This window comes from Streptomyces sp. DF42 (assembly GCF_058267695.1).
This window is the reverse complement of sequence record NZ_CM177859.1, coordinates 4,090,212-4,103,400: the sequence shown is the minus strand read 5'-3', so window position 1 is coordinate 4,103,400 and position 13,189 is coordinate 4,090,212. Positions and strand designations below refer to the sequence as shown.

Annotated in this window: 10 protein-coding genes; 4 read left to right on the top strand and 6 right to left on the bottom strand. The window is 72.8% G+C overall.

Annotation, left to right across the window (positions count from 1 at the left end):
• Positions 1–39: 39 nt before the first annotated feature.
• On the top strand, positions 40–2,586 hold the full coding sequence (locus ACYUED_RS18560; protein WP_491293394.1) for a D-alanyl-D-alanine carboxypeptidase: 2,547 nt from the start codon (positions 40–42) through the stop codon (positions 2,584–2,586).
• A 215-nt stretch (positions 2,587–2,801) separates the two neighbouring features.
• A complete protein-coding gene (locus tag ACYUED_RS18555; protein ID WP_491293393.1) occupies positions 2,802–4,652 on the top strand; it encodes a DUF8823 domain-containing protein in 1,851 nt (616 codons plus the stop codon).
• Positions 4,653–4,656: 4 nt separating this feature from the next.
• Here ACYUED_RS18555 and ACYUED_RS18550 read toward each other — a convergent pair whose 3' ends face one another.
• The 3 genes from ACYUED_RS18550 to ACYUED_RS18540 all read right to left on the bottom strand — a co-directional run bounded on the left by ACYUED_RS18550 (position 4,657) and on the right by ACYUED_RS18540 (position 7,096).
• A complete protein-coding gene (locus tag ACYUED_RS18550; RefSeq protein ID WP_491293392.1) occupies positions 4,657–5,523 on the bottom strand; it encodes a MerR family transcriptional regulator in 867 nt (288 codons plus the stop codon).
• Positions 5,524–5,590: 67 nt separating this feature from the next.
• Entirely contained in the window at positions 5,591–6,100 is a 510-nt protein-coding gene (locus tag ACYUED_RS18545; protein WP_491293391.1) for a glutathione peroxidase, read from the bottom strand.
• A gap of 9 nt (positions 6,101–6,109) precedes the next feature.
• Entirely contained in the window at positions 6,110–7,096 is a 987-nt protein-coding gene (locus ACYUED_RS18540; RefSeq protein WP_491293390.1) for an ArsR/SmtB family transcription factor, read from the bottom strand.
• 78 nt (positions 7,097–7,174) lie between these two features.
• On the opposite strand from ACYUED_RS18540, the gene ACYUED_RS18535 reads away from it, so the two are divergent.
• Both ACYUED_RS18535 and ACYUED_RS18530 read left to right on the top strand, forming a co-directional pair.
• Positions 7,175–8,392: an MFS transporter gene (locus ACYUED_RS18535; protein ID WP_491293389.1), complete on the top strand. Its 1,218-nt coding sequence runs from the start codon at positions 7,175–7,177 to the stop codon at positions 8,390–8,392.
• Positions 8,393–8,595: 203 nt separating this feature from the next.
• Positions 8,596–11,787 (top strand): amidohydrolase family protein, encoded by a 3,192-nt coding sequence (locus ACYUED_RS18530; protein WP_491293388.1) that lies wholly within the window; start codon positions 8,596–8,598, stop codon positions 11,785–11,787.
• Between the two features lie 68 nt (positions 11,788–11,855).
• Here the strand turns inward: ACYUED_RS18530 and ACYUED_RS18525 are convergent, their stop codons facing one another.
• From ACYUED_RS18525 to ACYUED_RS18515, 3 genes are read right to left on the bottom strand one after another with little or no spacing between them, the layout of a single operon-like run.
• A complete protein-coding gene (locus tag ACYUED_RS18525) occupies positions 11,856–12,080 on the bottom strand; it encodes a cold-shock protein (protein WP_491293387.1) in 225 nt (74 codons plus the stop codon).
• Between the two features lie 20 nt (positions 12,081–12,100).
• Positions 12,101–12,913 carry a type 1 periplasmic-binding domain-containing protein gene (locus ACYUED_RS18520; protein WP_491293386.1) on the bottom strand — a complete coding sequence of 271 codons (813 nt, stop codon included), beginning with the start codon at positions 12,911–12,913 and terminating at the stop codon, positions 12,101–12,103.
• Between the two features lie 4 nt (positions 12,914–12,917).
• Positions 12,918–13,049 carry a hypothetical protein gene (locus tag ACYUED_RS18515; RefSeq protein ID WP_491293385.1) on the bottom strand — a complete coding sequence of 44 codons (132 nt, stop codon included), beginning with the start codon at positions 13,047–13,049 and terminating at the stop codon, positions 12,918–12,920.
• Between the last annotated feature and the right edge of the window lie 140 nt (positions 13,050–13,189).

The window sequence follows — 13,189 nt, the reverse complement described above, 5'->3', positions numbered from 1 at the left end:
GTAGACGCACGGAAAGCGTGCGGCACGGAGGAGGCATCGGTGGCGGGCGAGTCCCCCGACAGGTCGAAGCAGCGTGAGTCGTCGGTAGAACCGACGTCGGGGAGCACGGGCCCGGTTCCCGAAGCCCGCACCGAGGAACGCACTGCGCGTGATCCTCGCCTTGCCGTGGCCCGGGACGCCGAGGCGTCCGGCGGCTCGGCGTCCCGGGAGACCGGCGAGACGCGGGCGCGCGGAGGCGTGGACACGGCGACGCGGGTCTTCTCGGTGCGGGATGTGAAGACGGAGGCCGAGGCCGAGGCCGAGGGCGCCGGGGGCGCGGACGGCGGACCTTCGGACGACTCCGGCGATTCCGGCGATTCCGCGGATTCCGTGGATTCCGTGGATTCCGGGAAGGGTGCCGCGAGCAGCGGAGACGTTTCCGCTGACGACGCCTCGGCCGGCCCTGAAGAGACCGACGCGCCGGCCGACGACGCTGCCGCCGCCCCCGCGACGGACGGTGACGCGGGCGGTCCGCCCGGTGACGACCGGCTGCGCGCGGCTGTGGCGGCCTGGGTTCGCTCCGGCGACTCCCAGGACCCGGAGAGCGCGACGGGCCCGGAGACGGCCACTGAGGCAGCCGGAGCCGGTGATTCCGGGGACGCCGAGAACGCCGAGAACGCCGAGAACGCGGACAGCGCTTCGGCCGAGAGCGACCGGGCCGAGACCGGCTCCGACGCCGACACGGACCCTGGCGACGCGGACGAGCCCGAGGATGCGGTGCCGGACGAGTCCGAGGACGCTGTGAGGGACGAGGCCGAAGCCGAAGCCGAAGCCGAAGCGGACGAGACGTCCGTGACGGTCGCCGAGGACGAGGGCGACGCCCCCGAGGCCGCCGACTCCCCGGCCGACGCCGACGCCGAATCCGAAGGCGAAGCCGACGATGACGCCTCGGCCGAGTCCCAGGACGACCCCGAGGGGTCCGCCGGGGACGGCGCCGGCGCCAAGCACGTCGATCAGCCCACCGCCGTCTTCAAGCTCCCGGCCAAGGCGCCCCAGGTCGACCAGCCCACCACCATGCTCAAGCTCGGCGCCGCCGCCAAGGCCGCCGAGAAGGACAAGGTCGAGGACAGGGTCCAGGACCGGGACAAGGACCAGGCGAAGAGCCCCGCGAAGGCCCCGGGGAAGACCTCCGAGCCGTCCGACGTCGAGCGCACCAGCACATTCGTAGCGCTCAAGCCGCTCGACGAGCCGCCCACCAGGAAGCCCGCGGACGCCACGGCCCAGGTGCCGCAGGTCGGACCCGAGCGCACCGCCCAGCAGCCCCTGCCGCCGAAGCCGCCGCTGGATCTGCTGGCCGAGCTGACGAACACGCCGCCGCCGCCGGAGACCCCGGTCCGGACGATCGTCCGCAGGGTCAAGATCTGGACCCCGCTGGTGCTGCTCCTCGTGATCGTCTTTGCGATCGTGCAGGCCGCGCGCCCGCTGCCCACCCCCACCCTCGCGCTGACCGCCGACGACTCGTACAGCTTCGACGGCAGTAAGGCCGGCCTCCCGTGGCCGACCGACGGCCAGGGCTGGATGGACGTCAACGGCATCGGCACGATGGGGAACTTCGGCAAGCAGGCCGCTGTCCCGATCGGCTCCGTCGCCAAGGCCATGACCGCGTACATCGTTCTCAAGGACCACCCGCTGAAGCCGGGCCAGGAGGGCGAGAAGATCACGGTCGACGCGCTGGCGGAGAAGGAGGGCGGCTACGACAAGGCCAACGAGTCCACCCTCAACACCGTCAAGAACGGCGACGTCCTCACCGAGAAGGAGGCGCTGTCGGCCGTCATGATCCCGTCGGCCAACAACATCGCGCGCCTGCTGGCCCGTTGGGACGCGGGCTCCGAGGCGGCGTTCATCAAGAAGATGAACGACACCGCCAAGGAACTCGGCATGAAGAACACGACGTACACCGATGCGTCCGGTCTCAAGGAGAGCACCGTCTCCTCGGCCGAGGACCAGGTGAAGCTCGGCAACGAACTCGTGAAGATCCCGGCCCTGATGGACATCACCAAGCTGCCCAACTGGATCGACCCGTCCGGCAAGAAGTGGGACAACTACAACCGGCTCGTCCCGTACAACGGCGCCCTCGGCATCAAGACGGGTACCACCTCCAAGGCGGGCGGCAATCTCCTCTTCGCGGCCACCAAGGACGTCGGGGGCGAGACGGTCACCGTGGTCGGCGCGATCCTCGGCCAGCACACGGCGCCGATCATCGACACGGTCAACGCGGTCAGCAAGACGGCCATGCTCGCCGCGCAGGACGCTCTGACCTCGACGAAGATCCTCAAGAAGGGCGACGTCGTCGGATACGTGGACGACCAGCTCGGCGGCCACACCCCGATCGTGCTCACCAAGGACGTCACGGCGGTCGGCTGGGCCGGCCTCAAGGTGAAGCTGTCCTTCGCCGCCGACGACGTACCGCACACCGCGAAGGCCGGCACCCGGGTGGGCACGCTCACCGTGGGCGACGGCACCAGCGGTGCGGTCAAGGTGCCGGTCGCGCTGCAGAAGGATCTCGCCGAGCCTGACTTCGCCGCCAAGCTGAAGCGCCTCGGCTGACCCGTCGGGCCGCCCCCGTTCACCGGGGGCGGCCCCGCATCCCGTCGGTGGGCCCACCAGGGCGCTGCCCGGCGGGGTGCGTGCTAGCGTCACGAATCGGGGCAGGCCGTCGCTCGCGGGACGCGACCGGGAAATCCCCGGGGACGCAGCCGCGAACGGGCGGGCAACGGGACGCGTCAGAACAGAAGACGGGACACCACGGGGAGTGCCTTCAGGTGGCCACTGCGGAGCCGACACGCGCAGACGACGCCGATCCGGGCCCGGGAACCGGCCCGCGAATACGCGTGCCCGCACCGTGCGAGGACAGCGGTCGTACGACGCCGCACGTGAAGCCTGCGGTGACACACGCCGTCCTCGCCCTGCGTGAGCGGCTCCTGCGACACCCGGTGCTCTCGGTCACTGCCCTGTCCGGCGTACTGCACCTCGTCTGGTTCTTCACCTTCGCGAACGGCGGCGGCGACCTCGCGGCGCAGGACGCGTGGGCGGAGTTCGTCGGCCGGCACCCCGACTCGGCGTACAACCTCGCCTGGTACGGCGGCATGCACCCGGTGTCGTACAGCATGGTGTCGCCGTATCTGATGTCGGTGCTCGGCGTCCGTACGACGATGATGATCGCGGGGACGGTCTCGGCCGGTCTGCTGACGATGATCCTGATCCGCAGCCGGTCGGTGAAGAACCCGCTGTGGGCCTCGATGGCGGGCGTCTTCGCGTTCCTGTGCAACGCGGCCTCGGGCCGGGTGACCTTCGGTCTGGGCACGGTGTTCGCGCTGGGCGCGGTCGCCGTCGTCTTCTGCTGGCCGTACAGGTGGCGCTACAAACGGTGGGCGAAGGCACTGTGCGCGGCCCCGCTGGCCGCGCTGGCGACGATGTCGTCACCGGTCGCCGGTCTGTTCGTGGGGCTGGTCGCCGTCGCCCTGTTCCTGCAGAAACGCCGCCCCGGTGCCTGGGCCCTGGGGCTCAGCCCCGCCGCGGTGGTGGCCGTCTCGGCCTGGCTGTTCCCCTTCTCCGGCACCCAGCCGATGACGATCGGCTCGGTGATCCTGCCGTTCCTGAGCGCGGTCCTCGTCTTCGTGCTCGTCCCGAAGGACTGGACGACGGTCCGCCTGACGTCCGCGGTGTACGGCCTCTCGGTCCTCGCGGTCTGGCTGGTCAGCTCGCAGATCGGCTCCAACATCACGCGCCTGGCGATGCTGTTCGCCGGCGTGGCGCTGCTCGCCGCGCTCCCGTTCACGGTCCCGCGCTCGCGGAAGTGGTACGTCACCGTGATGGCGTGCGTCGGCTTCAACGGCTGGATCGGCTTCAAGGCGGTCGACGACGTCGTGCACACCACTCCGGCCGCCTCCTGGGCGCGCGAGCTCGCGCCCCTCGTCAACGAACTCCAGGACGTCGGCGCCGAGAAGGGCCGGGTCGAGGTCGTCCCTGCCGCCTCCCACCGCGAGGCCTCCGCCCTCGCCCCCTACGTCAACCTGGCCCGCGGCTGGAACCGCCAGGCCGACATGGAGCGCAACCCCCTCTTCTACGACGACACGCTCAACTCGGCGAACTACCACGAGTGGCTGCAGCGCTGGTCCGTCCACTTCGTCGTCCTGCCGAAGGGCAGGCCGGACGGCGACGGCGGGGAGCGCGAGCGGGAGCTCGTCCAGCGGGGCATGCCGTATCTGAAGCAGATGTGGGGCGACGCCAACTGGCAGCTGTTCAAGGTCACCGACCCCACCCCGCTCGCCGAGCCCAACGCCGTGGTCGAGCGTGCCGAGCAGGGTGAGATGACGATGCAGGTCAAGAAGGCCGGGCGGATCCTCATCCGCATCCCGTACTCGCCGTGGCTGAGCATCGTCGACGCCCACGGCAAGAAGCTCAAGTCGCCCCAGGAGACGCAGGCGTCCAAGCACCGGGCCGAGAACACGCCGAAGACGTACGACAACGTCAACGGCTGTCTCATGGAGACGGAGGAGGACGCCAACGGTGACCGGTGGACCATGCTGAACGCTCCGCACCCGGGGACGTACCGGCTCGCGGCGCCCTACACGCTGCCGCGGGGCACGCCCTGCCCGGACGAGCTGAAGTGACGCCTCACGTCACCGGGAACGCCACGTCGCACACCGCGTCCGTTGGCCCCGCCGCGTTCCAGTCGGCGAAGTAGACCTCCCGGCACGGTCCCGCCTGTCGGAGCCCCTGGGCCGCGATCCACTGCTCCACCGCCTCGAAGGCGGCTCCGATCTGCGGGGCGGCCACCTGGGCCTTGGTGATCCGGGTGTACGCCAGCCGCTGCGCCGGCTCGACCCGCACGGTGGTCCGCCAGGCCCTCCCGTGCCGCTCGGCCCACGTCTGCGCAGCCGCCCCGTCCGCGATCGGCACGCAGGACTCGGCGGGCCCGTCGCTCTCCATGGACACCTCGGAGTGGTAGACGACGAAGGGCGCTCCCACGGCACCTCCGCAGGCGCCGGCCGCCTCCTCGAGGCGATCCAGCGACGCCCCGATCCAGGCGGGCAGCTCGTCCTGCAGCGTGTGCCGGGACTGCGTGATCACCACCTGCTCGGGCACGTCCACCGTCTCGACCACGAACTTCCCGTACATCTCGGAGCTCCTCCCCGACAGCCGTCCACGGAGGTACACGGCGAGCGTCCGCTGCCCCGCGATGCGCGTCTCGACGTCCGACCAGTAGGCGGCGAGCAGGCCGGCCGCCGCCTCCCCGTCCGCCTCGACCACCCCGGCGATCCGGGCGAGCGGCATGTCGAGCTGCCGCAGCAGCGCCACCAGCCGGGCCCGCTCCACCTGGCCGGCGCGGTAGTAGCGGTAGCCGCTGGCCTCGTCGACGTGCGCCGGTGCCAGCAGGCCGAGGCGGTCGTACAGCCGTAGCGCCCTGGCCGAAAGCCGCGACCGGGCCGCGAACGCGCCGATGGTGAGCAGTTCGTCGTCCACCGCAGCATCCTCCGTCACCGGGCGGGTCCTTTCCGCCCGGTGACCAGGACGCTCGGCCCTGCCCCAGGGGCAAGGTCAACAGGCCCTAGGCGAGGGCGCCCTCGACCGCCGTCACGATCTCCGCCGCCTCCGGCTCGGTCTGCGGCGAGAAGCGGGCCAGGACCTTGCCGTCCCGCCCGATGAGGAACTTCTCGAAGTTCCAGCGGATGTCGCCGGTGTGGCCCTCGGCGTCGGCGAAGCCGACCAGGCGGTCGTACAGGGCGTGCCGGTCGTCGCCGTTCACCTCGATCTTCGCGGTCAGCGGGAAGGTCACGCCGTACGTCGCCGAGCAGAACTCGGCGATCTCCTCGGCGCTGCCCGGCTCCTGCCCCATGAACTGGTTGCAGGGCACGCCGAGGACGGTGAAGCCCTGCTCGGCGAAGCGCTCCTGGAGGCGCTCAAGGCCGGTGTACTGGGGGGTCAGCCCGCACTTGGAGGCCACGTTCACAATGAGGACGGCCTTGCCCGTGTACTGGGAGAGATCGGCGGAACCACCCTGGAGGGCGTCGATCTCCACGTCGAGGGGAGCGGCGCCGTTGCTGTCTGCAGTCGTCATGAGCGGATGCTAACTCCGGTACATGTCGTGCCGGTTCTGGGCCTCCGTCAGGACGTCGCCGGCCGCGGTCCGCGAGTACAGCACCGAACGACCGGAGCGCCTGCGCTCCACCAGCCCCGCGTCCAGCAGGACCTTCAGGTGGCGGCCCACCGAGCCGAGGCCCTGGCCGGTGACGGCGACGAGTTGGCTCGTGCTCAGGGGAGAGGTGAGGAGGGCGAGGACACCGGCGCGGGCGGGGCCCAGCAGGGCCGCGAGGCTCGCGGGGGCGGGGCGGGCCGTGTGGTCGGCGAGGGCGCCCTCGCAGGCGTAGATGATCGCGTACCGGTCCGGTTCCTCCCAGGACACCCAGCCCGCCTTGGGCGTCACGGGCACGAAGACCAGCTCGGCGCCGGAGATCTCGCGGGGCGGGTACTCGTGCGGGTTGACCTGGAGGCGGTTCTCGCCGAGCCAGCGGGTGCGGCCCGGCCGCAGCGCGTCCAGCACCGCCGCCCAGCCTCCCTGGCTGACCTGCGCGGTCCGGGCGACCACATCGGCCTCCAGGACGCGCCGCCGCCGGTCCCAGTACGGCCGTACGGTCTCGGCCCAGACGTAGGAGAGGAGGTCGGCGGCGCGGGACGGAAGGTCGTCGCGGTCCAGCTCGGGTGGGAACGGGCCGCGTTCGAGGGCGATCGTGATGTCGGCCCGTGCCTGGGAGGGGTCGGCGGACCGGACGCGCGCCACCCCCTCCTCGATGGTCTCGCCGTCCCTCGGGGTGGGCGAGAGGAAGTCGGCGATCCAGCCGCGGCCGAGGCCCGCGCGGACGAGGCGCGCGGTCACCGGGTCGGCGGCCAGGCGGGCCCGGTAGGCGGGCAGGTGGGACCGTAGCCAGGCCTGTTCACCGGGGTGGGCGGGCTCGCCCCGGTGCAGCAGCTGGAGGCAGGCGAAGGTCTCGGCGAGCGGGGAGAGGACGAAACGGCTGCGGGCGAGGGTGTCGGCGTTCATCTGCCACCAGCCCATGAGTCCTCCTTCGTCCGGATGTTTCGCGTGTGCGCGAAACAATAACGATCCCTCCCCGGCCCTTTCGAGACTTCCTGCATGCGCAGCTACCGAGACCTCTTCCGCACCCCGGAGTTCACCCCGTTCTTCCTGTCCGCCGCCGCTCACACCGCGGCCCAGACGATCGGCTCCCTGGCGCTCGGCACGCTCGTCTACCGGGCGACCGGCTCGCCGCTGCTGTCGGCGGTGAGCATGTTCGGGCCGCAGCTCGCGCAGGTACTCGGGGCCACGCTCCTGCTCTCGGGCGCCGACCGGCTGCCGCCGCGGTCGACGCTGACCGGCATCGGTCTCGCCTTCGCGGCCGGTACGGCGGTGCTGGCGCTGCCCGGACTGCCGATCGGCGCGGTCTTCGGCGTCGTACTCCTGCAGGGTCTGATCGCCTCGCTGGGCGGGGGAGTGCGCTGGGGGCTGCTGAACGAGATCCTCTCCAAGGACGGCTATCTGCTGGGGCGTTCGGTGTTCAACATGCTCTCCGGGCTCATGCAGATCGCCGGATTCGCCACCGGAGGCATCCTGCTGACGGTCCTGACTCCACGCGCCTGTCTGCTGCTGGCGGCGACGCTCTACGTCACGACGGCCCTCGCCACCCGCCTGGGCCTGACCGCCCGCCCGCCGCGTTCCTCGGGCCGCCCGTCCGTCACGGCGACCTGGCGCACCAACGGTCTGCTGTGGTCCTCGCGTCCCCGCCGCCTCACCTACCTGGGCCTGTGGATCCCCAACGGCCTTGTCGTCGGCTGCGAGTCCCTCTACGTCTCCTACGACCCCCACGCCGCCGGCGCGCTGTTCGCCTGCGGGGCGCTGGGCATGTTCGTCGGGGACGTGACCGTCGGCCGCCTCGTACCGCCCGCGCTGCGGCCCAGGCTGGCCACTGGGCTGCTCCTGCTGCTGGCCACGCCGTATCTGCTTTTCGCGCTGCGGCCGGGGTTGTACTGGGCAGCCGCGGCCGCGTGCGTCGCCTCCGTCGGGTTCGGCGCGAGCCTGGTCCAGCAGGAGCGCCTGATGGCCCTCACCCCGGACGAACTCAGCGGCCATGCCCTCGGGTTGCACTCGGCCGGAATGCTGACGGCACAGGGCGTGGCCGCGACCCTGGCGGGCTCGGTTGCCCAGCTCACCTCGCCCGCCACGGCGATGACGCTGATGGCGCTCGCGTCGGTGTGCGCGACGCTGGCGCTCGCTACGGCTGCTGTTCGACGGCGGTCGCCGGAGCCGGAGCCGGAGCCGGAGCCGGAGCCGGCACCGGCGCCGCAGGAGTCGTAGCGGCTGGGCGGAGACCGGCTGGCGGATGTGCTTCCACCAGGGCACGTTGACCGGCTGAGCGTTTCGGCATCGACGTCCGGCCGCGCGATGTGAACCGGGACGGGTACGCCGACGTCCTGGTCCCGTGCCATGCCGGCAGTGATCCATGGTTGGCCGGGGATGTCGTTGAACGAGGGACGGCCGGTGCGCCAGTGTGTACTGCCATGGACCGTGACCGGACCCCCACTTTCCGTCCGACCCGCCGTCAACTTCTCGCCGCCGCAGGCGCCGTGCCCCTGGTGGGCGCCGTCCCGGCAGCGGCACGAACCCGCACCGGCACCCCCTCCCTGACGTTCACCCGGGCCACCAACGGCTCGGCCACCCTCGCCCCGGGCGGCGACCGGCTGGTCGCCGAGGTGCAGGGCGTGCTCTGGAACCTGCCCCGCAGCGGCGGCACCGCACGGCCGCTGACCCCGCCGGACCTCGAACCGGGCCGGCCCACACACTCCCCGGACGGCGCCCACGTGGCGTTCTGCGCCTACCGGGGCAGCGGGTTCCACCTGTGGACAGTCCGCCCCGACGGCTCCGGCCTCACGCAGCGCACCGACGGCCCCTGGGACGACCGCGGCCCGGCCTGGTCGCCCGACGGCACCCGGCTCGCCTTCGCCTCCGAGCGCGGCGGCGACCCCGAAGGCCCGGTGAGCGCAAGCCCGTACCGCATCCACGTCCTCGACCTGCACACCGGCCGGATCACCCGGATCACGGGCCTGACCGGCCAGGACGGCCCCCTGCAGGACGGCCCCTGGGAGGACTTCGACCCCACCTGGTCACCGGACGGCACCCGCATCCTGTTCGTCCGCGCGAAGCCCGTCGCCACCCCGCTGGGCACCGGCCTGGACGCCCGTACGATCGCCGCCGTGCCCGCCGACGGCACCGGCCCGGTCGCCGTACGGCACACCGAGAGCGCGGGCACGCAGGTCATGACCCCCGCCATCGCCGCCGACGGCCGCCTGGCACATCTGCGCACCACCGCTCCACCGAACGCCTCCTGCACCCTGGCCGTCGACGGCCGGCCCGTCCCGGTGGCCGGCGACATCGCCCCGGTGCCCCCGCGCTGGACGCCGGCGGGAGAGCTGCTCCTCACGCTCGACGGCGCCTTCACCCTCGTACGCCCGGACAGCCCCGGGCAGCCGGAGACCCTGCCCTTCGAGGGCGTGCTCCCCGTGCGGCGGCCGCGGTACGAGACCAAGGAGTACGACCTCGGGGAGGCGGCCCACGCCCGCCCCGCGCGCGGCATCCACCTGCCCGCGCTGTCGCCCGACGGCCGGCAGATCGCGTTCGCCGCCCTCAACTCCCTGTGGCTCGCGGGCAGTTCGGGCGGTCCTCCGCCCAGGCGACTGCGCCGGGCGGCCCGCACCCGCTATCTCCTCGCGCCCACCTGGGCGCCCGACGGGCGGTCCCTCGTGCACGCCGACGACCGCGACGGACTCCTCGGCGTGTACCGCCACGATCTGGCCACCGGTGAGGAGACCGCGCTCGCGACCGGCGGCCGGGTCCACCCCGCGCTGTCCCCCGACGGACAGCGGCTGGCCTGTCTCGACCTGACCGGCAGACTGCTCGTCCGCGACCTGACGTCCGGCGAGGAACGCGTCCTGGCCGCACCCCTCGGCGGCGGCGGGCTGCCCGGCCGTCCGAGCTGGTCGCCCGACGGCCGCCACCTCGCCCTCTGCGACCGCAACCGCCTCAACTCCCGCTTCCGGGAGGGCTACAACCTCATCCGGGTCGTCGACACCGCCACCGGCTCCGACAGCCTGCACGCCGTCGCGCCCCACACGTCGATCGCCGACCGCTACGACTCCGGGCCCGTCTGGTCGCCGGACGGCCGCTGGATGGCGGTGATCGTCGAGTCGGCACTGTGCCTGCTGCCCGTCGACCCCGACGGCACCCCGCGCGGCGACCTGCGCACCCTCACCACCGAACCGGCCGACCACCCCTCCTGGTCCGGCGACTCCACCACCCTGCTGTACCTGTCCGGCGCCAGGCTGCGGCTCGTCGGCGTCGACGGCGGCCCGGCCCGCACCGTCCGCGTCCCCCTCGCCGCCCCCAGACCCGCACCCGCCGACCTGGTGGTGCACGCCGGGCGCCTGTGGGACGGCACGGGCGAGACGACCCGCGACGACGCCGACATCGTCGTACGCGGCGGACGCATCACGGCGGTCGAACCCCACCGCTCCGGGCGCACCGCCGCCCTCCGCCGGATCGACGCCTCGGACCGCACCGTCGTCCCCGGCCTGTGGGACACCCACACCCACCCCTGGCAGAGCACCTACGGCGGCCGCCAGACCACCGGCCAGCTCACCTACGGCATCACCACGGCCGTCTCCCTCGGCGGCTTCGCGTACGAACAGGCCCGCATCCGGGAGGCGGTGGCCACCGGAGAGCTCGCCGGGCCGCGGCTGCTGACCACCGGCGAACTCCTCGACGGCGCGCGCGTCGCCTACAGCATGGGCCGCGCCCACCGGACCCGGCAGGGGCTGCGCCGCTCACTGGAGCGGGGCGCCGCCCTGGACTGGGACTTCGTCAAGACGTACGTCCGGGCGCCCGGCTGGGTCATGGAGGAAGCCGCCCGGTTCGCCCACGAACGCCTCGGCGTACGCGCGGGCGGGCACCTCCTCTCCCCCGGCGTCCAGCTCGGCCAGGATCTGACGACCCATCTGCAGGCCACGCAGCGCGCCGAGTTCGGCCACGCCATCACGGCCGCGGGCCGCGCCTACGAGGACGTGCTGGAGATCTACACCGCGCACGCAGTGAACTTCTCGCTCATCGCCACGCCCTTCACCGCCTCGCCCCTCCTCGGCGCGGACCCCGCCCTCGCCGAGGATCCCAGGGTCACGGTGGTCATGCCCCCGTGGGACGCGGCCGCCGTGCGGCAGTCGGCCGGTACCCCGCCCACCGCGGCCCAACTCGCCACTCTTCGCACGGAGACCGACGTCTACCGCCGGATCCTGGCCGCCGGCGGACTGGTCGCCCTCGGCACGGACCAGCCGCTCGTCCCCGTCGGCCTGTCCCTCCACCTCGGCCTGCGCGCCCTGCACCGCGGTGGCCTCTCCGCGGCCCAGGCCCTGCGCACCGCGACCGTCCTGCCCGCCCGCCTCTTCGGCGTCGACCACGACCTCGGCACGGTCGAGGAAGGCAGGATCGCGGACCTGACGGTCATCGACGGCGACCCCTTCACGGACTTCGCCACCCTCGTGCGCACCGTCGCTGTCCTGCGCGGCGGAGTCCCGTACACCACCGAGGAGTTGGTCTCCGCCTTCGAGCCGTCGGCCGGGCACACGACCGCGGCCCGGGACGACTGGCTGGAGACGGGCCGACTGATGCGCAGGGACGGGTGTTGCGACGGGCACGGCATGTAGGACGGGCGCGGCATGCAGAGGGGCACGGCTTGCAGGACGGGCATGCAGGGGAGTGTGAGTCGTCGGGGTCAGGCGGGCCTGGGCACGATATTCAGCGCGACGTAGTGGTACCCGTCCTGCCTGAAGCCGGGGGCCTCCCACTCCAGGTCCACCTGCTGTCCGGCCGACAACGTCCGGAACCCGTCCATCCGGACGGCGGAGAAGTGGCCCCAGCACCCGCCGGGAGTCTCGGGGGAGTCGAGCACTCCCCACCCTTCCTCGTCATGCCACTCACGGACGGTCGCAGTCACCATGCAGGGAACCCTACGGGCGGTCAGAGCGAGTCCCTCACCGGGCACGTCCAGGACAGCCGGGAGACCAGCCAGCCGTCGTCCAGGGGTGCTCCCCCGCCGGCCAGCAGGGCTCCCGAGCGGGCCCGTACGGCGTCCGCCAGTGCCGTTCCGCGCAGAGCGGGAGCCCCGGAAAGGGCCCGCGCGAGGGCCGTGACGGCGGTCTGGACCCGGCGTACCGCGCACATCCGGGGATGGACGGCCCACACCTCACGGTCTGCTGCCGCGTGCCGCAGCCGGTCGAAGGAACTCAGCCCGCAGTCCGCCGGTGTGAGCACGGGACCCGCATCCCGTGCGAAGTGCGCGAACCGGTCCTGCGGCGCCAGCACCGCCAGCGCTCCACCGGGACCCGGCGTGAGCCCCGCGCTGCGGGCCTCCGCGGCGACCGCGCGCCCGAGCGCCGTCCAGCCGGGTTCCTCGTCCTGGGACACGGCGAGCGCCGTCACGCCCAGGGCCGTCGCGCCCTCAACGACCGTGCGGGCCAGCGCGTCCCCGTCCGGTGCCCAGCTCAGAGCGGGCGCCCCGGCCCGGACGAAAGGGAGCAGACAGACGAGCCCGGCGGCCTCGTACACCGGCAGGGCCCGGCGGGCGCCCTCCGTGTCGGTGTGGCCGACGACCGCCGCGTGTCCGGCGCCGGCGACCTCACGGGCGACGTCGGGTGTCTCGTCGTACACCTGCCACTCGGCGGCATCCGGGCGGACCGCTCTGATCTGTTCCAGTTGGTCGAGAAGGACCGCTCCCCAGGCCGTGCGCGGACCGGTCAGCGGTGCGACGACGGCGACGCTCGGCCTGGTCACCGGGTCAGCCCCAGATCAGCGAGTCGCCGCCCGCGGCGACGACACGGGCCTCGGCGCCGGCCGTCGCGGCGCCCTGCGCGTCACCGAGGACGCCGACGACGCCAAGGACGAGGGCCGTGGCGAGCATCGCGGACACGCCACGTATGAGATGGGAAGCAGCCGAAGCGGACGAAGCAGACATGAGGGCCCCCTGGAAGATCGTGGTTCTTGGGTGATACGTGGGTGGTGCATGGGTGGGGCGTGTGTGTTCAGCGGTGATCGCTGTGTGATCAGCAT